18 protein-coding genes are annotated in these 23,993 nt (G+C 56.6%); 2 read left to right on the top strand and 16 right to left on the bottom strand.

Translation table 11 applies throughout. The annotated features are described in order from the left end of the window. Positions 1–137: 137 nt before the first annotated feature. From fusA to rpsL, 3 genes are read right to left on the bottom strand one after another with little or no spacing between them, the layout of a single operon-like run. Complete coding sequence (fusA, locus tag AC2FH8_RS12455) at positions 138–2,255, bottom strand: elongation factor G (RefSeq protein ID WP_281995384.1); 2,118 nt, start codon at positions 2,253–2,255, stop codon at positions 138–140. A gap of 18 nt (positions 2,256–2,273) precedes the next feature. Continuing rightward, positions 2,274–2,744: a 30S ribosomal protein S7 gene (gene rpsG, locus AC2FH8_RS12460; RefSeq protein ID WP_008756926.1), complete on the bottom strand. Its 471-nt coding sequence runs from the start codon at positions 2,742–2,744 to the stop codon at positions 2,274–2,276. A 15-nt stretch (positions 2,745–2,759) separates the two neighbouring features. Then, a complete protein-coding gene (gene rpsL, locus AC2FH8_RS12465) occupies positions 2,760–3,131 on the bottom strand; it encodes a 30S ribosomal protein S12 (protein WP_005621086.1) in 372 nt (123 codons plus the stop codon). A 386-nt stretch (positions 3,132–3,517) separates the two neighbouring features. Here rpsL and AC2FH8_RS12470 point away from each other — a divergent pair, with 386 nt between their 5' ends. After that, on the top strand, positions 3,518–4,324 hold the full coding sequence (locus AC2FH8_RS12470) for a putative rhamnosyl transferase (protein WP_281995385.1): 807 nt from the start codon (positions 3,518–3,520) through the stop codon (positions 4,322–4,324). On the opposite strand, the gene AC2FH8_RS12475 is transcribed toward AC2FH8_RS12470, so the two are convergent. The 5 genes from AC2FH8_RS12475 to rplJ all read right to left on the bottom strand — a co-directional run bounded on the left by AC2FH8_RS12475 (position 4,309) and on the right by rplJ (position 15,018). Continuing rightward, positions 4,309–5,196 carry a DMT family transporter gene (locus AC2FH8_RS12475; protein ID WP_281995386.1) on the bottom strand — a complete coding sequence of 296 codons (888 nt, stop codon included), beginning with the start codon at positions 5,194–5,196 and terminating at the stop codon, positions 4,309–4,311. The two genes, AC2FH8_RS12470 and AC2FH8_RS12475, sit on opposite strands and share 16 nt — an antisense overlap. A 174-nt stretch (positions 5,197–5,370) precedes the next feature. Then, on the bottom strand, positions 5,371–9,612 hold the full coding sequence (gene rpoC, locus AC2FH8_RS12480; RefSeq protein ID WP_271949832.1) for a DNA-directed RNA polymerase subunit beta': 4,242 nt from the start codon (positions 9,610–9,612) through the stop codon (positions 5,371–5,373). A gap of 49 nt (positions 9,613–9,661) precedes the next feature. Then, the gene (gene rpoB / locus AC2FH8_RS12485) at positions 9,662–13,795 is read right to left on the bottom strand and encodes a DNA-directed RNA polymerase subunit beta (protein WP_142636910.1); all 4,134 of its coding nucleotides are present in this window, start codon (positions 13,793–13,795) and stop codon (positions 9,662–9,664) included. 250 nt (positions 13,796–14,045) lie between these two features. Continuing rightward, positions 14,046–14,420 (bottom strand): 50S ribosomal protein L7/L12, encoded by a 375-nt coding sequence (gene rplL / locus AC2FH8_RS12490; protein WP_142636911.1) that lies wholly within the window; start codon positions 14,418–14,420, stop codon positions 14,046–14,048. Positions 14,421–14,499: 79 nt separating this feature from the next. Beyond that, positions 14,500–15,018 (bottom strand): 50S ribosomal protein L10, encoded by a 519-nt coding sequence (gene rplJ, locus AC2FH8_RS12495; RefSeq protein ID WP_142636913.1) that lies wholly within the window; start codon positions 15,016–15,018, stop codon positions 14,500–14,502. 401 nt (positions 15,019–15,419) lie between these two features. Between rplJ and AC2FH8_RS12500 the strand changes: the two genes are divergently transcribed. Continuing rightward, positions 15,420–16,379 carry a phosphotransferase gene (locus AC2FH8_RS12500; protein WP_496689898.1) on the top strand — a complete coding sequence of 320 codons (960 nt, stop codon included), beginning with the start codon at positions 15,420–15,422 and terminating at the stop codon, positions 16,377–16,379. A gap of 70 nt (positions 16,380–16,449) precedes the next feature. On the opposite strand, the gene rplA is transcribed toward AC2FH8_RS12500, so the two are convergent. From rplA to AC2FH8_RS12540, 8 genes are all read right to left on the bottom strand, one after another. Next, complete coding sequence (gene rplA, locus AC2FH8_RS12505; protein WP_142636917.1) at positions 16,450–17,148, bottom strand: 50S ribosomal protein L1; 699 nt, start codon at positions 17,146–17,148, stop codon at positions 16,450–16,452. Position 17,149: 1 nt separating this feature from the next. Beyond that, positions 17,150–17,599, bottom strand: a complete 450-nt coding sequence (gene rplK / locus AC2FH8_RS12510) for a 50S ribosomal protein L11 (protein WP_085823307.1) — start codon at positions 17,597–17,599, stop codon at positions 17,150–17,152. Positions 17,600–18,786: 1,187 nt separating this feature from the next. Beyond that, positions 18,787–19,650, bottom strand: a complete 864-nt coding sequence (locus AC2FH8_RS12515) for an EamA family transporter (protein ID WP_496689899.1) — start codon at positions 19,648–19,650, stop codon at positions 18,787–18,789. A gap of 3 nt (positions 19,651–19,653) precedes the next feature. After that, positions 19,654–20,439: a phosphodiesterase gene (locus AC2FH8_RS12520; RefSeq protein WP_496689900.1), complete on the bottom strand. Its 786-nt coding sequence runs from the start codon at positions 20,437–20,439 to the stop codon at positions 19,654–19,656. A 207-nt stretch (positions 20,440–20,646) separates the two neighbouring features. After that, a complete protein-coding gene (gene nusG / locus AC2FH8_RS12525; protein ID WP_142637254.1) occupies positions 20,647–21,180 on the bottom strand; it encodes a transcription termination/antitermination protein NusG in 534 nt (177 codons plus the stop codon). A 201-nt stretch (positions 21,181–21,381) separates the two neighbouring features. Continuing rightward, positions 21,382–21,579 (bottom strand): preprotein translocase subunit SecE, encoded by a 198-nt coding sequence (gene secE / locus AC2FH8_RS12530; RefSeq protein ID WP_142636925.1) that lies wholly within the window; start codon positions 21,577–21,579, stop codon positions 21,382–21,384. Positions 21,580–21,649: 70 nt separating this feature from the next. After that, positions 21,650–21,808: a cbb3-type cytochrome oxidase assembly protein CcoS gene (ccoS, locus tag AC2FH8_RS12535; RefSeq protein WP_142636927.1), complete on the bottom strand. Its 159-nt coding sequence runs from the start codon at positions 21,806–21,808 to the stop codon at positions 21,650–21,652. 5 nt (positions 21,809–21,813) lie between these two features. Continuing rightward, positions 21,814–23,991, bottom strand: coding sequence for a heavy metal translocating P-type ATPase (locus tag AC2FH8_RS12540; RefSeq protein WP_496689901.1), 2,178 nt, complete (start codon positions 23,989–23,991; stop codon positions 21,814–21,816). Positions 23,992–23,993 lie beyond the last annotated feature (2 nt).

Genomic DNA, 23,993 nt, shown 5'->3' on the forward strand with positions numbered 1-23,993 from the left:
GTCTTGCCGTGGTCAACGTGGCCAATCGTGCCGATGTTGACGTGCGGCTTATTACGCTCAAACTTTTCCTTTGCCATGATGGCCTCCTTTATCGGTAATGAAGGGAGCCCGCTAATCGAGCTCCCTCAAATTTTCGCTTATGCGTATTTCGCCTGGATCTCGTCCGAGATGTTCTGCGGAACCGGATCGTAGTGGTCGAACTGCATGGTGAACTGGGCACGGCCAGACGACATCGAACGCAAGGTGTTGATGTAGCCGAACATGTTGGCCAGCGGCACAAACGCGTCAATCGCGATGGCGTTGCCACGGTTTTCCTGCCCGGAAACCTGTCCCCGACGCGATGTCAGGTCACCAATGATGCCACCGGTATATTCTTCCGGTGTGATCACTTCGACCTTCATGATCGGTTCAAGCAGTTTCGCACCCGCTTTGCGCATGCCTTCGCGCATACCCATACGAGCGGCGATTTCAAAGGCCAGAACCGAAGAGTCCACATCGTGGAATTTACCTTCGATCAGGGCAACCTTGAAGTCGATCACAGGGAAGCCAGCCAGCGGGCCGCTATCCATGACGGATCTGATGCCTTTTTCAACGCCCGGGATGTATTCCTTGGGCACCGAACCACCAACAACACGAGATTCGAACGAATAACCTTCGCCCGGCTCTGTTGGGGTGATGATCATCTTCACCTCGGCGAACTGACCCGAACCACCCGACTGTTTCTTGTGGGTGTAAACGATCTCGGCTTCGTGACCGATGGTTTCGCGATAGGCCACCTGCGGCGCACCAATATTCGCTTCAACCTTGAATTCACGCTTGAGACGGTCAATCAGGATGTCCAGGTGAAGTTCGCCCATGCCCTTCATGATGGTCTGACCCGATTCCAGATCAGTTTCCACACGGAAAGACGGGTCTTCGGCGGCCAAACGGCCCAGACCCTGGCTCATTTTTTCCTGGTCAGCCTTGGTTTTCGGCTCAACCGCGATCTCGATCACCGGATCGGGGAAGGTCATGGTTTCCAGAACTACCGGATCGCCGGTCGAACACAGAGTGTCGCCCGTGGTGGTGTCTTTCAGACCTGCCAGCGCAATGATGTCGCCCGCGAACGCTTCGGTGATTTCCTCACGTTCGTTCGAGTGCATCATCATCATCCGGCCGATACGCTCTTTCTTACCCTTGGTCGAGTTCAGAAGCGTGTCGCCCTTGGACAGAGTGCCCGAGTAGATGCGGGTAAAGGTCAGCGAGCCAACAAAGGGGTCGTTCATGATTTTGAACGCCAGACCCGAGAACGCCATATCATCATCCGCACGGCGGGCGATGTTACGGGTTTCTTCTTCGTCACCGGGTTTGAAGCCCATGTAATCGACAACGTCCAGCGGGCTGGGCAGATAGTCGATCACAGCGTTCAGCAGCGGCTGAACACCTTTGTTTTTGAACGCCGAACCACCCAGAACCGGAACAAACGCGATTTCCAGAGTACCTTTGCGCAGCAGGGCGCGCAGGGTTGGAACGTCGGGCTCATTGCCTTCCAGGTATTCCATCATCGCGTCGTCGTCCATTTCGACGGCCGCTTCGACCATTTTACCGCGCCATTCGTCAGCCATGTCCTTCAGGCTGTCGCGGATCGGTGCTTTGACCCAGCTTGCGCCTAGGTCTTCGCCCTGCCACAGCCATTCTTCCATGGTGACCAGGTCGATCAGGCCTTCCAATTCGGTCTCTGCGCCGATCGGAATACCAACCGGAACAGCGCGTGCGCCGGTACGGTCTTCGATCATTGCAACGCAGTTGAAGAAGTCCGCGCCGATCTTGTCCATCTTGTTGACGAACACCATCCGTGGAACCTTATAGCGGTCAGCCTGACGCCACACGGTTTCGGTCTGAGGTTCAACACCGGCGTTTGCGTCAAGAACGCAGACGGCACCGTCGAGAACCGCCAGCGAACGCTCAACTTCAATGGTGAAGTCAACGTGGCCGGGGGTGTCGATGATGTTCAGGCGGTGCTTGGGCGAGTCAGCAGTTTCACCGTCTTCAGTGCGTTCCCAGAAAGTGGTGGTCGCAGCCGAAGTGATAGTGATTCCGCGTTCCTGCTCCTGCTCCATCCAGTCCATGGTGGCTGCACCGTCGTGCACCTCACCGATGTTGTGGGATTTGCCGGTGTAGTACAGGATGCGTTCCGAGCAGGTCGTTTTACCTGCATCGATATGCGCCATGATACCGAAGTTACGGTAATGGTTGAGTGTATATTCGCGTGCCATTTCAATAAGCCTCTGGAATTACCAACGGTAGTGGCTGAAGGCTTTGTTCGCCTCGGCCATCTTGTGGGTGTCTTCACGCTTCTTCACAGCGGTACCGCGGGACTGTACAGCGTCCAGCAGCTCACCGGCGAGGCGTTCTTCCATGGTGTTTTCGTTGCGGCCACGCGCAGCAGTGATCAGCCAGCGGATGGCCAGTGCTTCGCGGCGCTCGGGGCGCACTTCGACCGGAACCTGATAAGTTGCACCACCAACCCGGCGCGAGCGAACCTCGACCGACGGCTTGATGTTGTCGAGTGCTTCGTGGAACACTTCGACAGGGGCGCGCTTGATCTTGCCTTCAACGCGGTCAAAGGCGTTGTAAACGATGCGCTCTGCAACCGACTTTTTACCGTCGATCATCAGGTTGTTCATGAATTTAGTCAGTACCTTGTCGCCAAATTTGGCGTCAGGCAGGACTTCGCGTTTTTCGGCGGCGTGACGACGTGACATATCAGCCTCTCCTTCTTATTTGGGACGCTTCGCGCCGTATTTCGAACGACGTTGCTTACGGTCTTTGACGCCTTGGGTATCCAAAACACCACGCAGAATGTGGTAACGGACACCGGGAAGGTCTTTTACACGGCCGCCACGGATCAGAACAACCGAGTGTTCCTGCAGGTTGTGGCTTTCACCGGGGATGTACGAGATGACCTCGAACCCGTTTGTCAGGCGCACTTTGGCAACCTTACGCATCGCCGAGTTCGGCTTTTTCGGTGTGGTTGTGTAAACACGTGTGCAGACGCCGCGTTTCTGCGGGCACTGCTCCAGGTGCATGGACTTCGAGCGTTTTACTTTCGGCTGCCGCGGCTTGCGGATCAGCTGTTGGATCGTTGGCATTCCGGTTATATCCCCGTTTTGCAACACACATGACATGCACGCGTGATGCGTGCGGTTAAATTCGCTGCACTCGTGCGTCCACAAGCGCAAAACCCGCGAGCGTTCCCATTCCGAGGTGAACGTCGCGGTTTGTTATCAGAGGGCGCGAACGATAAAAGAGTTCGGGCCTTGACCAGTTCATTACTGAAATCGGTTTTGGGGCGGCCCCCGGTACCGAGATGTGGCGCGTAATAGGGGGAGTCGGACCCAGTGTCAACAGTACAGCTGATCCGTTCCACATCAGGCCGTTTCGCGCTGGAACCAAAGCTCATCCAGTCTTACCGCCCGTTGCAGGAACAGGTCCGTGCAGGCATAGTCAGCCCATTGGTCTGGACCACGGATGAATCATGCAAATACTTGGCCTGTGTCGTTTTTCCTATCCCGCCCATGGCGGCTTTCAGATCGAACACGAAACGATCGAGGACCGGCGCTCCTATCTGTATCAATCTGACCGGCTGGAAGAGCGGTTTCGCCTGTTTGAAACTACTAGCCTGCCCTGCATAAAAGAGCAAACCGACGAGGATTTTCAGTTTCTCATCGTGATCGGTACATGCCTGCCAAACCCGGCACGCGAACGTCTTTACGACTTAACAGCGGGCATGCCTCAGGTACAGATAATCGCACGCGAACCAAAGCGTCATCGCAGGGTCATGAAAGAAATCCTGAATTCAGCACGCACCAAACCGGACGCCCCCTGCATCCAGTTCCGCCACGATGATGACGATGCGGTTTCGGTCGATTTCGTTGAGCGCTTGCGCATCGCCGCAGATGAGGGTCAGGGCTTAATGCGGAACCACAGAACCGTTGCGATAGACTACAATCAGGGGTTCCTGGCCCGTTTCGGTGCTGATGGCATCAGGGCGGCACAGGTGTATCAACCTTTGCTGGGGGTCGGCTTTGCGATGTACTCCGACGGGGGGAGTGACTTGACGATCATGAATTTCGCGCATCACCGGATCGGAAATTTCATGCCCGTTATCAGCTATCCGGACGCACCTATGTGGGTCCGCACGCTTAACCAGTTCAACGATTCTCCGCATGCGCGAAACAGCAAGACCGAGCTGTCCCCCCTAACCTCTGAACAGGAAGGCGAATTCATCGCACGGTTCGCCATCGACCAGGACGCCGTTCGCCGCATTCATTCGGCAGATTGACGCGTCCTTTCACGGAACAGCATGAACATTCCTGCCCCAACCACTAAGGCCGCGCCCGCCATCGTAATCCTGTCGGGCCAGTCCCCAAATACGGCCCAGCCCAAACCCAACGCCCAGATCAGACTGGAATAACGAAACGGCGCGATAAAGCCGATCTCACCAGCGCGCATGACAATGACGCTGAACAAATATCCCGTCAGAACAAAGACTGCAGCACACGCTACCATCGAACCGGCGGCTGCCGGAACTGGAACCCAGCCCGAGACAGAGGTGACAAGAACCGCCGTCAATGTAATCGTCGCGGTTGTTGCCAGCGTTACTGCAAGTGATGGCACATGCACCGACATGCGTCGCGTAATCAAATCCCGGGCAGTTACCGAAGCAACTGCGATCAAAGCATATATCGCGTAGATGCTGAAACCATCCGTGCCCGGGCGAACGATCAGCAACATACCGGCGAACCCGAAAACGATGGCAAGAATCCGACGCCAACCGATATACTCTTGAAAAAACAACGCGGCTCCAAGTGTTACGGTTAATGGCAAGGCCAGCAGAATGGCCGTCACGTTTGCCAACGGCATATGCAGCAGCGCGACCAAAAAGAAAATTGTCGCCAACAATTCGGCGAGACAACGTGCCGCGACCAACCACTTGTCATGCCGCGGAAAGTTCAGATGCAACGCCCCATAGTACCGTGCCAGAAGATACACCAGAATGGTCGCCAAAACCCCGCGGATGGCAACCATCTGAAACAGCGGTATCTGGGCTCCGGCGGCCTTGATCAAAGTGTCATTGATGGTGAAGGCAGCCATGCTGCCCATCATCAGCAAAGCACCCCTGAAATTCGGCGTCACTCTTTTTGAACTCCGCATTTGGCCACGAAGTGCATTTGGCGGCGTTCAAGAAAGAGATGTCAATATGGCTCCGCTCGCCAATGCTCTGCTAGCATGACATTTCCAATGGCGCTTCATGCAGAGCCACACCCGAGCCTGAAATGAAAAGGCCCCGCGAAATCGCGGGGCCTGATCTTTGGAATGTAGGATCGCTTATTCGCGGCTTTCCGGTGTTTCCACCAGAACATCCAGCTCATCCCCGACCATATCGTCATCCATCATCGGCGCAGCCAGAGCAGCGGCGGCTTCGGCCTCTTCCCGGCGGGCTTCGATGACAACGTTGTCACGCGACTGCGCGACGCGCTGTACGCTTTGCGTTGCGCCACCGGTACCGGCTGGGATTAGACGACCGACGATGACGTTCTCTTTCAGGCCAACCAGTTTGTCTTTCTTACCCTGAACCGAAGCTTCGGTCAGAACGCGTGTGGTTTCCTGGAACGACGCCGCCGAGATGAACGAACGCGTCTGCAGCGAGGCTTTGGTGATCCCCAAGAGGATCGGCTCGCCCTGAGCCGGACGTCCACCGCGGGCGAGGGTCTTCTCGTTGGCCGCGTCGAACTCCTGCTTGTCGACATGTTCGCCTTTCAGCAGGGTGGTGTCACCTGAATCCAGGATCTCCCACTTCTGCAGCATCTGGCGCACGATCACTTCGATGTGCTTGTCGTTGATCTTCACGCCCTGCAGACGATAAACATCCTGCACTTCGTCGATCATGTAATCCGCCAGCGCTTCGACACCCATGATGGACAGGATGTCATGCGGGGCCGGGTTACCGTCCATCAGGTACTCACCCTTCTGGATGAAGTCACCTTCTGCAACCGGGATGTGCTTACCCTTGGGCACCATATACTCGATGGTCTCCATGGACTCGTCAGCCGGCTCAATGCTGATGCGACGCTTGTTCTTGTAGTCGCGGCCAAAGCGCACGTAACCATCGGCTTCTGCGATGATCGCGTGATCTTTCGGGCGACGAGCTTCGAACAGTTCGGCAACACGCGGCAGACCACCGGTGATGTCCTTGGTCTTGGCACCTTCACGCGGGATACGCGCGACAACTTCACCAGCTTCGATCTGCTGACCGTCTTCGATCGACAGGATCGCGTCCACCGACATCGGATAGTGAACCGGGTTGCCCGCATCGTTACGGACCGGTTCGCCATCTTCGCCAACCAGAATGATCTCAGGCTTGAGGTCGCTGCCTTTGGGGGCCGCGCGCCAGTCGATCACGATCTTCTGGGTCATACCGGTCGCATCGTCGGTCACGTCGCGGACAGCAATGCCCGAAACCAGATCAACATATTTCGCGGTACCGGACTTTTCGGCGATGATCGGCAGGGTGTAAGGATCCCATTCGAACAGCTTGTCGCCACGGTTCACCTTGGTGCCATCCTTGACGAACAGCTTCGAGCCATAACCCAACTTGTGGTTGGCACGCTCTTCGCCATGTTCGTCTTTGATCACCATCTTCATGTTCCGGCCCATGACCAGGCTTTCGCCCGCGGAATTGACCAGGATCTGCGGGTTCTCGAACGAAACGACACCGTCGTGGCTGGCTTCCTGGAACGACTGCTGACCACCTTGCGCAACACCACCGATGTGGAAGGTCCGCATTGTCAACTGCGTACCGGGTTCACCGATGGATTGGGCGGCGATGATGCCGACAGCCTCACCCGTGTTGACCATAGTACCGCGTGCAAGGTCACGACCGTAGCAGGTTGCACAGACGCCTTCCTCGGACTCACAGGTCAGAGGCGAACGGATGCGCATCGACGCAACAGCGGCCTCATCAATGATATCAGCCATACGTTCGTCAATCAGCTGACCCGCAGCGACCAGAACCTCATCGGTACCGGGACGCAGAACGTCATCGGCAGAGACACGGCCCAGCACACGTTCGGCTAGCGAAGCAACAACTTCACCGTCGTTTACCGCGGCTTCCGCAGTGATCGCACGCTCGGTTCCACAATCGAGCTCACGCACGATGCAGTCCTGTGCCACGTCCACCAGACGACGGGTCAGGTAACCCGAGTTCGCCGTTTTCAGAGCAGTATCCGACAGACCCTTACGGGCGCCGTGGGTTGAGTTGAAGTATTCAAGAACGGTCAGACCTTCCTTGAAGTTCGAGATGATCGGCGTCTCGATGATGTCACCGTTTGGTTTGGCCATCAGGCCGCGCATACCGCCCAGCTGTTTCATCTGAGTGACCGAGCCACGCGCGCCCGAGTGGGCCATCATGTAGACCGAGTTCGGTTCCTTTTCAGACCCGTCCTCTGCCCGATCCGAAGATGAGATCGTGCTCATCATCGCTTCGGTTACACGATCGTTACACTTCGACCAGGCATCAACAACTTTGTTGTACTTTTCACCCTGAGTGATCAGGCCGTCCATGTACTGCTGTTCAAAATCCTTCACCTGACTACGGGTTTCATCGACGATGCCCCATTTGTCATCAGGGATCACCATGTCGTCCTTACCGAACGAGATACCGGCGCGGAACGCTTCCTTAAAGCCCATCGACATGATCTGGTCACAGAAGATGACCGACTCTTTCTGACCGCAGTAACGGTAGACGGTGTCGATCACCTGCTGCACTTCTTTCTTCCGCAGCAAACGGTTGACCAGTTCGAACGGCGCCTTGTTGTTCATCGGCAGCAGAGCACCCAGGCGCACTCGGCCCGGAGTGGTTTCAAACCGCTGTTGAACTTCATTGCCTTCACTGTCGATCTGAGTAATCCGCGCAGTGATCTTGGTGTGCAGATGCACTTCACCGGCGTCCAGCGCGTGCTGAACTTCGTCGATCGAGCCAAAGACCTTGCCTTCGCCCGGCATACCTTCGCGTTCCAGTGTCACATAGTACAGACCCAAGATCATATCCTGCGAGGGAACGATGATCGGCGCGCCGTTTGCTGGCGACAGAACGTTGTTTGTCGACATCATCAGCACGCGGGCTTCCAGCTGGGCCTCAAGGCTCAGCGGGACGTGAACGGCCATCTGGTCACCGTCGAAGTCGGCGTTAAAGGCCGAACAGACCAACGGGTGCAGCTGGATGGCTTTACCTTCGATCAGAACCGGTTCAAACGCCTGAATGCCAAGACGGTGCAGGGTCGGCGCACGGTTCAGCATGACAGGGTGTTCGCGGATCACCTCGTCGAGGATATCCCACACTTCGGGACGCTCTTTCTCGACCAGTTTCTTCGCCTGTTTCACGGTCGAAGACAGACCCTTGGCTTCAAGGCGCGAGTAGATGAACGGCTTGAACAGTTCCAGCGCCATCTTTTTGGGCAGACCACACTGGTGCAGCTTGAGTTCCGGACCGGTCACGATGACCGAACGGCCCGAGAAGTCGACGCGCTTACCCAGAAGGTTTTGACGGAAGCGACCCTGCTTACCCTTCAGCATGTCCGAAAGCGATTTCAGCGGACGCTTATTGGCGCCGGTGATCACGCGGCCACGACGGCCATTGTCGAACAGAGCATCGACGGATTCCTGCAGCATCCGCTTTTCGTTGCGGACGATGATGTCAGGTGCGCGCAGTTCGATCAGACGCTTCAGACGGTTGTTCCGGTTGATGACGCGGCGATACAGATCGTTCAGATCCGAAGTCGCAAAACGACCACCATCCAGTGGAACCAGCGGACGCAGTTCCGGCGGAATCACCGGGATTACGGTCATCACCATCCACTCAGGCCGGTTGCCCGACTCAAGGAAGGATTCAACAACCTTCAGACGCTTGATGATCTTCTTGGGCTTCAGTTCACCGGTTGCTTCGGCCAGATCAGCACGCAGCTGTTCGGCTTCGGCTTCCAGATCGATCTGGGCCAGCATCTCACGGATAGCTTCGGCACCGATGTTCGCGGTGAACGCGTCCATGCCATAGGCATCCTGCGCGTCCATGAACTCTTCTTCGGTCAGCATCTGACCATAGGAGAGGTCGGTCAGACCGGGCTCGATGACGACATAGTTTTCAAAGTACAGAACGCGTTCCAGATCGCGCAGCGTCATGTCCAGCATCAGACCGATGCGGGACGGCAGCGATTTCAGGAACCAAATGTGTGCGACGGGCGCGGCCAGCTCGATATGACCCATACGCTCGCGGCGGACTTTCTGCAGGGTGACTTCCACACCGCATTTCTCGCAGACAACGCCGCGATATTTCATCCGCTTATATTTACCGCACAGACATTCGTAATCTTTGATCGGGCCAAAGATACGCGCGCAGAACAGACCGTCACGTTCGGGTTTGAACGTCCGGTAGTTGATGGTTTCGGGTTTCTTGATCTCGCCATAAGACCAAGAGAGGATCCGTTCCGGGCTGGCCAATGAGACCTTGATCTCGTCAAAGACCTTAGGCGGCGTCAGCGGGTTGAACGGGTTATTGGTAATTTCCTGGTTCATTTTGCGTCCTTACAAATTGGGATGGGATGAGTTTGGGGCGTTGCCGCCCCTACTCTTCCTCCGCATCCAGGAGTTCCATATTCAGGCCGAGGCCACGGACTTCTTTCACCAGAACGTTAAACGATTCCGGTACGCCCGCTTCAAAGTTATCCTCGCCCTTGACGATCGACTCGTACACTTTGGTCCGGCCGGCGACGTCATCCGATTTCACGGTGAGCATTTCCTGCAGGGTGTAGGCGGCGCCGTAAGCTTCCAGAGCCCAGACTTCCATCTCACCAAAGCGCTGACCACCGAACTGCGCCTTACCACCCAGCGGCTGCTGGGTAACCAGGCTGTAAGGCCCGGTTGAACGCGCGTGGATTTTGTCATCCACAAGGTGGTGCAGTTTCAGCAGGTACTTGATGCCCACGGTCACCGGACGTGCAAACTGCTCACCCGTACGACCGTCGAACAGAACCGACTGACCGCTTTGCGAGAAGCCCGCGCGCACCAGAGCGTCATTGACGTCTGCCTCTTTGGCGCCATCAAAGACCGGAGTCGCGATTGGAACACCACGGGTCACGTTGCCCGCAGCCTCGATCAGGTGACCCTCGTCCATGCCAGTGATGCCTTCTTCATAGACATCGTCGCCATAGGCCAGCTTCATTGCTTCGCGAACCGGGGTCAGGTCGCCAGAGCGGCGATATTCACCCAGCGCGTCGTCGATGTTCAGACCCAGACCGCGCGCGGCCCAACCCATGTGGGTTTCAAGGATCTGACCAACGTTCATACGCGAAGGAACACCCAGCGGGTTCAGACAGAAGTCAACCGGCGTGCCATCGGCCAGGAACGGCATGTCTTCCATCGGAACAACCTTGGAAATTACACCTTTGTTCCCGTGACGACCGGCCATCTTATCGCCCGGCTGCAGCTTGCGCTTCACGGCGATGAAGACTTTGACCATCTTCATCACACCCGGCGGCAGGTCGTCGCCGCGACGAACCTTCTCGACCTTGTCTTCGAAACGGGCGTCCAGAGCACGCTTTTGCACTTCGTACTGCTCGTTCAGAGCCTCAACGATCTGTGCGTCCTGCTCATCTTCCAGCGCCAGCTGCCACCACTGACCACGGGTCAGGGTTTCCAACAGGTCCTCGGTGATCACCGACCCTGGCTTGACGCCTTTCGGGCCTTTGACCGCGGTTTTACCCATGATCAGGCCTTGCAGACGCGCATAGATGTTGCGGTCCAGGATCGCCAACTCGTCGTCCCGGTCACGGGCCAGACGTTCGACTTCTTCCCGCTCGATCTGCAGCGCACGCTCGTCTTTCTCGACGCCGTGACGGTTGAAGACGCGGACCTCAACGACCGTACCGTAATCGCCCGGCTTCACGCGCAGCGAAGTGTCGCGTACGTCAGATGCTTTTTCGCCAAAGATAGCGCGCAGCAGCTTTTCTTCCGGGGTCATCGGGCTTTCGCCCTTCGGAGTGATCTTGCCGACCAGGATATCGCCCGGTTCAACATCCGCGCCGATGTAAACGATGCCCGCCTCGTCGAGGTTACGCAGCGCTTCTTCACCGACATTCGGAATATCGCGGGTGATCTCTTCCGGACCCAGCTTGGTGTCACGGGCGGCGACTTCAAATTCCTCGATATGGACCGAGGTAAAGACGTCGTCACGCGCAATACGTTCCGAGATCAGGATCGAGTCTTCGTAGTTGTAACCGTTCCACGGCATGAACGCGACGACCACGTTCTTACCCAGGGCCAGTTCACCCATATCGGTCGACGGACCATCAGCAATGACTTCGCCCTTCTGGACGGTGTCACCCACTTTGATCAGCGGACGCTGGTTGATGCAGGTGTTCTGGTTCGACCGCTGGAATTTGCGCAGACGATAGATGTCAACGCCAGCGTCGCCCAGTTCCAGATCCTCAGTCGCGCGGATAACGATACGCTGGGCATCGACCTGATCGATGATACCGGCGCGTTTCGCCTGAATCGCAGCACCTGAGTCAATCGCAACCTTTTCCTCGATTCCGGTACCAATCAGCGGTGCCTCGGCCCGCAGCAGCGGAACCGCCTGACGTTGCATGTTCGAGCCCATCAGAGCGCGGTTAGCATCGTCATTTTCAAGGAACGGGATCAGCGATGCAGCAACCGATACCAGCTGTTTTGGGCTGACGTCGATCAGGTCCACATTCTCGCGCGGGGCCAGAGTGTAGTCACCTGACTGACGGGTCGAAACCAGATCGTTGATGAACTTGCCATCCGAATCCAGTGTCGCGTTCGCCTGTGCCACCGTGTGACGCATTTCCTCGGTCGCGGACATGTAGTGAACCTCATCAGTCACCTCGGCGTCTTTGACGACACGGTACGGTGTTTCGATGAAGCCATACTTGTTCACACGGGCAAAGGTCGCCAGCGAGTTGATCAGACCGATGTTCGGGCCTTCCGGCGTTTCAATCGGGCACATCCGGCCATAGTGTGTCGGATGAACGTCGCGCACCTCAAAGCCCGCACGCTCGCGTGTCAGGCCACCGGGGCCAAGCGCCGAAAGGCGGCGTTTGTGGGTAACTTCCGACAGCGGGTTGGTCTGGTCCATGAACTGCGACAGCTGCGACGAGCCGAAGAATTCGCGGACAGCAGCAGCAGCCGGTTTCGCATTGATCAGGTCCTGAGGCATGACGGTGTCGATCTCGACCGACGACATACGCTCTTTGATCGCGCGCTCCATGCGCAGCAGGCCAACGCGGTACTGGTTTTCCATCAGTTCGCCGACCGAACGCACACGACGGTTGCCGAGGTGGTCGATATCGTCGATGTCCCCTTTGCCGTCACGCAGTTCAACCAGAGCCTTGATGCAGGCCACGATGTCTTCGCGGCGCAGGGTGCGCAGCGTATCGGGCGCATCCAGAGCCAGACGCATGTTCATCTTTACACGGCCAACGGCGGACAGGTCATAGCGCTCGCTGTCAAAGAACAGCGTTTCGAACAGCGCCGAGGCCGCTTCGACGGTGGGCGGCTCACCCGGGCGCATGACGCGATAGATATCCATCAGCGCTGTGTCGCGGCCCATGTTCTTGTCTGCCGCCATGGTGTTGCGCATGTAGGGGCCGACATTGATGTTGTCGATATCCAGAACCGGAATATCAGTGACGCCCGCGTCGATCAGCTCTTTCGCGGTGCCTCCGATCAGCTCGCCGTCTTTGTCGTATTCCAGCGTCAGCTCATCACCAGCTTCGACATAGATCGCGCCGGTTTCTTCGTTGATGATGTCCTTGGCGACAAACTTCCCGACGATGTGATCGAACGGAACCAACAGCTCGGTGACGTTGCCTTCATCGATCAGCTTCTTGACCGCGCGCGGGGTAACTTTCTTGCCCGCTTCGGCAATCACTTCACCGGATTTGGCGTCGATCAGGTCATAGGTCGGACGCGTACCGCGTGCACGCTCGGGGAAGAACGGTGCTATCCAGCCCTTCTTCTTGTCCAGCTTGTACGACACCGTGTTGTAATAGGCGTCCATGATCGCTTCTTGATCCAGACCCAGCGCATACAGCAGCGTTGTCACAGGCAGTTTGCGGCGACGGTCGATACGGGCGAACACGATGTCCTTGGCGTCGAACTCAAAGTCCAGCCAGCTGCCGCGATACGGGATGATGCGGCAGGCAAACAACAGCTTGCCCGAGGAATGGGTCTTGCCCTTGTCGTGGTCAAAGAACACACCGGGCGAACGGTGCATCTGGGACACGATCACACGCTCGGTACCGTTCACAATGAACGTCCCGTTTGGTGTCATCAGGGGCATATCCCCCATGAACACGTCCTGTTCCTTGATGTCTTTGACCGACTTGGCGCCAGTGTCCTCGTCGACATCAAACACGATCAGACGCAGAGTGACTTTCAGCGGCGCGCTGTAGGTCATGTCGCGCTGCATGCACTCTTCGACGTCGTATTTGGGTTTTTCCAAATCGTATTTCACGAACTCCAGAACGGAGGTTTCGTTGAAATCCTTGATCGGGAAAACCGACTGGAACACGCCTTTGATGCCTTCGCCGTCTGTCGGCACATCTGCATCGCCGGAGCGCAGGAATAGATCATATGAAGATTTTTGTACCTCAATGAGGTTCGGCATCTCCAGCACTTCGCGGATTTTGCCGTAATATTTCCGAAGACGTTTCTGGCCAAGGAACGATTGAGCCATGTCAGATGTCACCTTTCGATGTTCTCAGCGGACAAAGACACCGTCGGGCCCCGGTGCCTTGCACATTAGAGACAACACGTCCGGATCAATTCGTGGCCACCGTCCCGAATGGCGGCCTCCCGATCCATGAACCGCGTCTTAGAAAACACCCCAATCCATGAGGTCCTTTCTAAGACAGGTTCGGCTGGACCCGGATTTCTCCGGGACCAGCCAAATTTCCGGTGCATCTGCGATGCACCAAAAGACTGACTTAGGCCAGTTCGACCTCGGCGCCAGCTGCTTCCAGCTTGCCTTTGATGTCTTCGGCTTCGTCTTTCGACACAGCTTCTTTGATCTTGCCGCCAGCTTCGACCAGCTCTTTGGCTTCTTTCAGGCCCAGACCGGTGATGCCGCGAACTTCTTTGATCACGTTGATTTTCGAAGCGCCGGCGTTCTTCAGAACGACGTCGAATTCGGTTTTTTCTTCCTCAGCTGCGCCACCGGCGTCGCCACCGGCTGCCATGACAACTGCGCCGCCTGCTGCGGGCTCGATGCCATATTCGTCTTTGAGGATGGTTTTCAGTTCTTGTGCTTCCAGCAGGGTCAGACCCACGATGCTTTCTGCGAGTGCTTTCAGATCAGCCATTTTATCAGCTCTTTCCGTTTACAGTGTGTGTTCCAACGTCAGGGTGACTACCCTACGCAGATCATTCAGTGCCAACCGCTTACGCAGCTTCCGCCTTCTCTTCGATGGTGGAAAGGATGCTTGCGATGTTGCTTGCAGGTGCGCCAATTGCGCCAGCGATGTTCGAAGCAGGTGCGCCCAGCATGCCCGCGATAGTAGCAATAAGCTCCTCGCGCGAAGGCATTTTGGACACGGCTTCAACGCCGGCACGATCCAGAGCGTTCTCACCCATTGCACCGCCAAGAATTTCGAACTTTTGGTTCTCTTTGGCGTAGTCCTGGGCCACTTTGGCTGCTGCCACAGGGTCCTCAGAATAGGTCAGAACGGTCATCCCCGTCAGCAGGTCGGCAATGCTTTCACATGGCTTTCCGTCGAGGGCGATTTTGGCGAGCCTGTTCTTGGCAACACGCACGGCACCACCCGCGTCACGAGCACGTGCGCGAAGGTCCTGCATCTCGGCAACTGTCAGACCGGCGTAGTGTGCAACCACTACGACGCCAGAGCTTTCGAAGATTTGGCCGAGCTCGTCGACCACTTTCTCTTTCTGGGCTCTATCCACAGTTTTCTCCAAGTTAGGGGTGATATCTCACCCCGGCTCATATTTGCCGCAGCTTACGCTCCGGCGTTCAGGTCCGTTGTTACGGGATTAGCCAAAATTCGCCCGAGGATCGAAGCCCTCAGAATTCTTTGGTCTTACCCGTCTCAGGCAGGGAATTAAGGGGTCAGATGACACCACCCACCGTCTTGGACGAAACAAAATAAAGCGCACGACGAATCGCACGCTTTACTTCGCAGCTCTCTTTATGGCAGTTACGCCGGGTTTCCAAGGGGTAAATTGGGCCGAAACCGGAAATGATCGAGCAGCGCAGCCGGCATCGGAACAGTGTCCTAGATTGACATGTTCCATACGCTGAGGTCCAGTCTGGCTAAGCCCCTTTCTTCTTAGGTATCCATCCCTGAATGCTGACTCTCACCACAGACGAATACGAACGCGCGCGCGGCTTTGTTCAGGAGTTCCTGGATCAAACGCCAGAGGATGGACCGGCGGGTTTCGAGTGCGTCTATCGTTCTCATGATTTTGCGGGCTCGCGTATAGTGCTCAGGGTCCGAGGTGCGCGCCAGGACTATGCCCTAAAGGTCGATACGGAATCGCCCGGGACGGGACGTTTGCGCGATGAGTTTGATATGCTCAGAAAGCTGACCGACCACTTTGCGCAGTACGAAACCGCGGGGGTTGTCGATCCAGTCTATATTTCACCGGGTGAGGCGTTTTTTGTGACGCAGTTTATTGACCGCCCCACCGCTGCGGATCTTATCCATAACAGCCTGGATGACGACCAGATCGGCCGCATCTATCGCCGCGCCGGATCGTGGCTGAACGAGCTGCACAGCTTTCAACCCATCAAGACCTATGATTTCCGCCCTAGCTGGATGATCGACAGGCTTCAGGCTTTGCTACGTCTTGCCCCGGACATAGCACAGCCCTGGGGGCGGAATATGGTACAGCATCTGACTGACGAGGCATTACAGCTAAAAGGCACCCCTGAACTGCTGGTCCTTGCACACGGAGATTGTCACAGTCAAAATCTGATCGTCGGGCAAGGCGAAATGATCGGCCTGGATTTTACCGAAACGCGGGAAAAGCTGGCTGTATATGATATTGTCGACTTTCTAAAGTCCGATATCTTTCGTGATGGCACTGGTGATCAGATTGATCCAAGCGGCATCCTGAAAACGAACAAAGACATGTTCTTTCGCAAATATCGCCATCCAATTCAGATGGACGTTTTGGATATGTGCATGCGCGCACGTCTGGCGATGGATTGGCTGGACCTATGGCGATTGGACAGAACCTGCAGCGAATACGAGAGCTTTCGCAGAGACCGCCTGAACCTGCGCCTGCAAGCCGTGTATGAGTGAGGGCTGAAAAAGAAAGACCCGAACAGCCTTCACCGTTCGGGTCTAGTCATTTTAGCTATAGGCTAGGGGCTTATTCGCCCGCAGCAGCAGCCACATCCAGAGTCACGCCCGGGCCCATGGTCGAGCTCAGCGCGATTTTCTTCATGTAGGTGCCTTTGGCGCCTGTTGGCTTGGCTTTGGCAACAGCGGTCACAAATGCACGAACGTTTTCTGCCAATTTGGCTTCGTCGAAGGACGCTTTGCCAACGCCAGCGTGCACAACGCCGCCTTTTTCAGCTTTGAACTGAACTTCGCCGCCTTTAGCTGCTTCTACGGCCGCTTTCACGTCCATGGTCACAGTGCCAACCTTGGGGTTCGGCATCAGGTTGCGGGGGCCCAGAACTTTACCAAGACGACCAACGATGGGCATCATGTCCGGGGTTGCTATGCAACGATCGAATTCAATGGTGCCGCCCTGAATGGTTTCCATCAGGTCTTCTGCGCCGATGATGTCCGCGCCTGCTTCTTTCGCTTCGTCAGCCTTGGGGCCACGAGCGAATACAGCAACGCGCATTGTTTTACCGGTGCCATTCGGCAGGCCAACAACGCCACGAACCATCTGGTCCGCGTGACGGGTGTCAACGCCCAGGTTCAGAGCGATTTCGATGGTCTCATCGAATTTCGAAGTTGCGTTGGCTTTGACCAGGGCAACTGCTTCTTCGACCGACAGGTTTTCCTTGCCAGCGACAGCTTCGCGCGCAGCGCGGGTACGTTTACCGAGTTTTGCCATCTTACTTCACCTCGATGCCCATAGAGCGGGCCGAGCCCAGGATGATCTGCATTGCGCCTTCGACGTCGTTGGCGTTCAGATCTTTCATTTTGGCTTCGGCGATTTCGCGAACCTGCTTCGAGGTCACGGATGCCACGGTCTCACGACCTGGGTTTTCCGCACCACGGGGGCGATTACGCTTGCCAACCGGCTTCAGGCCAGCTGCTTTCTTCAGGTAATAAGACGCTGGTGGCGTCTTGATGTCCATGGTGAAGGACTTGTCCTGATAATAGGTGATCACGGTCGGGCAAGGCGCGCCTTGCTCCATGTCTGCGGTCTTGGCGTTGAACGCCTTGCAGAATTCCATGATGTTGATGCCGCGCTGACCCAGCGCCGGACCAACTGGCGGCGACGGGTTCGCCTGACCTGCAGGAACCTGCAGTTTCATTGTACCAGCAAGCTTCTTGGCCATTTGGTTTTCCTTTCAACTAAAGTGAAACGCGTTTCACCCAGATTATGTTGCGTGGTCCGATCCGGGATCGCGATCCCGGTAATCTCCCACGAGAGAATCTCGCCCAAAGACGATAGAGGCGGCATTTACAGGGGAACGGAAGTGTTGGCAAGGGTTTGAATCACGGCCTGAAGCAGCCACATCGAACCCAAACCGACCCTCGCACAAATGCTAAGCAACAGCAAACCAGCATCTGTCATCGCCCAATGAGATTGCACCCGCTACATGCACAACCTTGCGGGCTATCAGAGCAACTTAGCAGCCGCCATAGTTCTTGTTTCCACTCGCCGTGATTGTGTAGGTTCCGCCTCTTGGACCCGTGTAGCATCGTGAGGTCACGCGCCTAACGCTGGCAACCGGTCGGCGGTACGAAGATACTCTCCTGATCTGAGCACCCCACTCACACGCGAGACCATCGCCATCAAGATCCATATTATGTGGATCAGATACAGGTCCACCAGAGGCTAAGAAGAACCTTTGCGCTGCTGCGCCATTCGGAAAGTCATCACAATCATAGTCACCCCCTGCTGCCTCGGATGAAAACGGTCGCTCGTAGGATTTGGTCCCAGCTGTAGACAGGCTGTACTGACCATAATTGCTATAACCACATTGGTTCACTTTTCGAGCAGCCAGCTCTGCTTCGATCATCAGTTTCCCCCGCAATGTCGTACTTGGGAGCCGATATGCGGAACACAGCTCTGCGGACGATGCGCGCGCTACTTTCGAGGACAACACTTCGGGTGACAAAACATCAGCGGTACACGCAGCCAAAATCAAGAAAACAAAATAGATGAACGCACGCATGAAAAACGCCTTGTGGTCACTTTTCGAAAAAAACATTCGGTCAAATCAATAGGGCAGTTTTGTACCAACCCAGATCATCAATGTAAACGTTCAGCCAGCCAAGATCCTGCACTGGCTAGGGCAATGCGACGCCTCAAAATCCACCGAATAAATTTTGCCTCCTGCCTCTGGTCATCCACGCCCTCGACCATCCCGTCGAAATCCACGAATGGACCAGAGTAGGCCGTGATCTACTCGCCGATTTCAAACGAGATCATCAGCTTGGGCGCTTCGCCACCTCGCCGAGTGATGTAGAAAACCTGGTGCACCTCTGCCTTGCTTGCCAGTTGTCGCGCAAAGGCTAATCAGGACTGTGTGATTGCCAATATCCCAAGCGCGATCAGGCAGGCCCAGCCGATGCGGTGAAGAAAGCGCGGCTCTTTCAGGACGAGCGCGGCAAGGACTACGGATACCGGAATCGAGGCCTGCCGGACCGCGCTGACAGGTGCGGCCTCGGCGCCTAACTGGAAAGCTTTCAGGATAAAAAGGTAGGATAGATAGGACGCAATCCCTGCGAATACGATCCGCCACGGGGCGAGTGTCCAGCCTCGTACCACGCCTAGAAATGGGGTCGACATATGGCGATCTTCCCAGGCCCGGATGCCGGCAAGGGTCAATGTCACCAGGATATAACAGTAGAACAGGAAAGGCGCGGGGGTTGTTTTTTGCATAGCGCCTGCATCGCTCAGCGAATAGGCGGCCGAGCCAAGCATCGCCATGACAGCCAGCGCAAAAGCCTTGTGATCATGCAGCAATCCGCCCGGAGATTTCTGGATCATCAGGTTGCCCATCAGGACCAGCGAAATCCCTACAAGGATGAGCCACGAATACTGTTGATCCAGCGCAAGCCAGCTAAAGGCAACGATGGCAATCGGCGAGGACCGGATGACCGGATAATACACCGAAAGGTTGCCCCGGCGCAGGGCTGAAAGCGTGCCATAGTAATAAAAGCTCAACCCCAGGGAAGAAACCAGCACCAGAGGCCAGACCTCGCGGCTGAGGGTCAGGGGCTGGCCAACCAGTCGGGCGTGAAGTGCCGCAAGAATGACCCAGGTCAGCGCTACACCAACATAACAGGACACCGGATGCGCCGTGTCTTTCAACAACAGATCCCGCAGCGGATGTGTCGCCGCCGAAATCAGAACCAGAACAATCAGGCCAAGTTCCATATCTCAGGTCTGATGAAGCGGATTGCGCTGCAGAAAGGTGTTATAGTGCACAGTCATCTGGTCGTCCGCGATCTGCACAACACCATAGGCTGGCGGTTCATCACAGAATTCCCCGTCAACACTGTCGGCAGTCAGAGGGATTTGGTGATTGAGGCTGGGCAGGCTGGTGAACGGGATGCCACGCCAGTTCACATAGGTCATGCGATGGACATGCCCATAGAAGACGTGGCGAATGTTACGCCCGTGACCGAGTGTTTCAAAAAACACTTCGGCTTCGACCAGGCGGATGTCGTCCACATAGGGAATGCCGATGTCAAAAGGCGGGTGGTGCATGAACAAATAGCAGGGCTTATCCCCCGCCGAGATCAGCTGTTCTTTCAGCCAATTCAAGCGCAAGGTGCACAGCTGGCCTTCATGCATATCCGCACCGTCTTTTGTCGTATCCAGAAAGATAAACTTTCCCGCGTCGATCTCGATGCTGTGCTGAACAAAGCCATTTGAATCCACAGGGTCATCCGTAAAGACCGTTCTGAAAACCTTACGATCATCATGGTTGCCGATCATCAGGTGACAAGGAAGCTGGAAACCGTCCAGATGTGACTTGAGCACCTGATAGGCTTCAGCCCTTCCAAACTCGGCCAGGTCGCCGGATATCACGCAAAACGCTGCATCCGAATGCCATTTGGCGATATCCTCAAGGCAACGGGCAAATTGGGTCGAAGGAACGCCGCCATTCAGGTGCCCGTCTTGGTCAACAAGGTGGATATCTGTGATATGTATGAATTTCATCTACCTGCCCACTTGCCTTGCATGGTTGTCCAAATATGCCAGGCGGCCGGGTTCCATCCCGATTGGATACGACAAAGATTATCCAGATTTCGACAGATCAGTTCCGCCCTGATTTGCCCAGGTCTGATAACGGGCTGAAGGCTCCAAAACAAGAAACGCCGCAGTGCCCAGGGCAACGCGGCGTTGTCAAATTTCGCTAATTGGAAATTAGCTTTGTTTGGTGACCTGAGTGAAGTCCAGCTCGACCGGGGTTTCCCGACCAAAGATCGAGACCGAGACCTTCAGCTTCTGGTTATCGTCATCCACACCTTCGACCATGCCGTCGAAATCTTCGAACGGACCGTCATTCACCTTGACCTTCTCGCCAATCTCGAACGAGATCATCAGCTTGGGCGCTTCTTCGCCCTCCTGGACACGGTTGAGGATCTGGTTCACCTCGGCATCGCGCATCGGCATCGGGCGGCCTTGCGGACCCAGAAAACCAGTGACCCGGTTGATCGAGTTGACCAGGTGATACCCTTGATCCGACATTTCCATATGTACCAGCACGTAACCCGGCATAAAGCGACGTTCGGTTGTGACTTTCTTGCCCCGGCGCACTTCGATCACCTCTTCGGTGGGCACCAGAACTTCGTCAATGTCATCCTCAAGGCCCTGCTCGGCCACCGACGTGCGGATCTGCTCTGCGATCTTCTTTTCGAAATTCGAAAGAACGCTGACCGAGTACCACCGTTTCGCCATGAACCTGTCGTCCTTGTTTGCCTTCGGCCGCATTCCATGTACCGGAAAAGCCGTTATTGAAAATCTGTCGCGTCACCCGGAATAAAAAGCGGCGCACAGCCCGAATCGCCGCACGCCCATTCCGAATAGTACCGCGTCACCTACTCTGACATCGCAAGCTGTGCAAGGGGGCAGCGACGTTTCCGACCTGCCCGGCCCGGTTTAACCGAACATGCCCAGAATCAGCTGCAGGCCACCACGAATACCAAGATCGACCAGCGCAAAGAACACAGCCGTCAGTGCTGCCATGATGAACACCATGACCGTGGTCAGCAACACCTCGCGGCGGGTTGGCCAGACGACCTTTGAAACCTCGGCACGGACCTGCTGAATAAACTGGATCGGATTCATAGTTGCCATTTGGCTTTGTTCTCTCTGCTAGCGGATGGGCCGGACATAACCGGGCATTGAGGCAATTTCAAGGGGGCCGTCAGGGCTTGGGCTTATCGTCCCATTCGTCGCTTAGAATGCGGCGCGCATCGCCTTCGGGGTCGTCATACTGGTTCGACCGAACGGTATAGATGAACGCAAACAGGCCAACCCCTCCCAAAAGCAGGGAAATCGGTATGAGATAGGCCAGAACTTCCATTCAGATCACCTTAGCCGCAGCGCGTTCAGAGAAACGGTAATGGACGAGGTCGACATTGCCAATGCCGCGATCAGCGGCGTGGCTAGGCCCGCAACCGCCAGTGGCACTGCAATGATATTATAGATGGTTGCAATACGGAAGTTCTCGCGAATCCGTTTCGTTGCCTTAACCGCAGTATCGCAGGCACCCGCAATCGGCGACAGGTCGTTACCCAACAGCACGATATCGGATGCCACGCGCGCAGCATCTAGCGCCGAGGCCGGTGAAATCGACACATGCGCCGCGGCCAGCGCCGCCGTGTCGTTCAGCCCGTCACCAACCATCAGGACGTGGCAGCCTTGATCCCGCAGGCTTTGCACATGGGTTGCCTTGTCCTGCGGCAGGGCCTGCGCAATCCATGTCTCAATCCCCAGCTTACCGGCCAGCGTCTCAACCGCGCCTTGCGTATCGCCCGAGATCAAAATGACCTTTTTCCCCTCATCGCGAAACGCCTGAACCGCCTCAGCCGCACCGGCGCGCAATGTGTCCGAGAACAAGAACACTGAAGGCGCCCGCCCTGCTAACGACAGCCAGGCCGCAGTTTGTTCAGCCTCTTGCCCACCGGTCCATTCGGCGCGTCCCATACGCACGGGATGGTCCTGAAAGATGCCTTCGGTGCCGTACCCCGGAACTTCAGAGATCCCCTCGACATTTGCGGGCGTGACCCCCGCTTGACGGGCAGCCTGCGCCAGCGCAACAGAGAGCGGGTGCGACGAGGCCTCGGCCAGTGCCAGTGCGATTTCCAGATCGCCGGGCGCATGATCCGCAAGATTGGTCAGCTCCGGCGTTCCCGAGGTCAGCGTTCCCGTCTTGTCGAACACAACCGTATCCACCTCGGCGAGGCGTTCCAGCGCTGTGGCGTGTTTGATCAGCATCCCTTTGCGGAACAACCGGCCCGAGGCCGCCGTCGTCACCGCCGGTACGGCCAGACCCAGCGCACAGGGGCAGGTGATGATCAGCACCGCCGCTGCGATATTCAGCGCGGTGCGGATATCGCCGGAATAGATATACCAGCCCAGAAAGCTCAGCGCCGACAGGATATGCACGCCCGGTGCATAAAGCTTGGCTGCCTTATCCGCCAGCGAAGTATAACGCGACCGCCCAGATTCCGCGATGGCCACAAGATCGGCCATGCGGTGCAGCGATGTATCCTCACCCACAGCTGTCGCCCGTACGGTCAATGGACCCGTTAGATTTACCTCGCCAGCACTGACCGTCAGACCGGTTTCCGCAAATACCGGCAAGGTTTCACCCGTCAGCAGCGATCGGTCGAGCTCGGATTGCCCGGAAACGATTTCGCCATCCACCGGCATTCGGCCTCCGGGACGTACCAGGATCAGATCACCCACGCTCAGCGTTGCGACGGGCACCTCAACTTCTTGACCATCGGCCAGCCTGATCGCGCGCGGAACTTCCAACGCGGTCAACTCCTCGGCTGCGGATCGGGCGGCGGCGCGGGTACGGTAGTCCAGATAGCGTCCGGCCAGCAGAAAGAACGTCAGGGTCAGGGCGGCGTCAAAATAGGCGTGCTCACCACTCAGCGCGGTTTCCCACAGCGATGTGGCCAATGCCAACAGGATTGCCAACACGATCGGCACATCCATATTCAGGCGACCGACGCGCAAGGCGCTCCAGGCATTGGCAAAGAAGGGCTGCGCCGAAAACGCGATCGCAGGCAAAGCAATCGCTGCCGAAATCCAGTGGAACATGTCGCGCGTTGCATCGGTTGCCCCTGACCAGACAGAGACAGACAGCAACATTACATTCATCGAGGCAAAACCAGCCACCGCCAACCGCATCAACAGGTCGCGACCAGCTTTGTCGGACTGCGTGGCAGACAGGGATCCAGGGTCCAGCTCGTGCGCCTCAAAGCCTACGCGTTCAAGCACCGGGATCAGATCGGCGGCGCGCAGATCGGGCGCGGCTTTGACCATCGCACGTTTCAAGGTCAGGTTCACGCGCGCGTCCTCGACCCCGGGCTGGGCATTCAATTCACGCTCGACCGTGGCAATACAGGCCGAGCAGTGAATTCCCGGCAATGACAGCGCGATCTGCACATCCTGCGGGATCGGCCTTGCGGGCTCTACCGGGGCGGCGATACAGCCGGGGCAAGCTGCGGTGCCAGAGGACATCTGCGCAGACATCC

The sequence above is a fragment of the Ruegeria sp. CDSC025 genome (genome assembly GCF_059610805.1).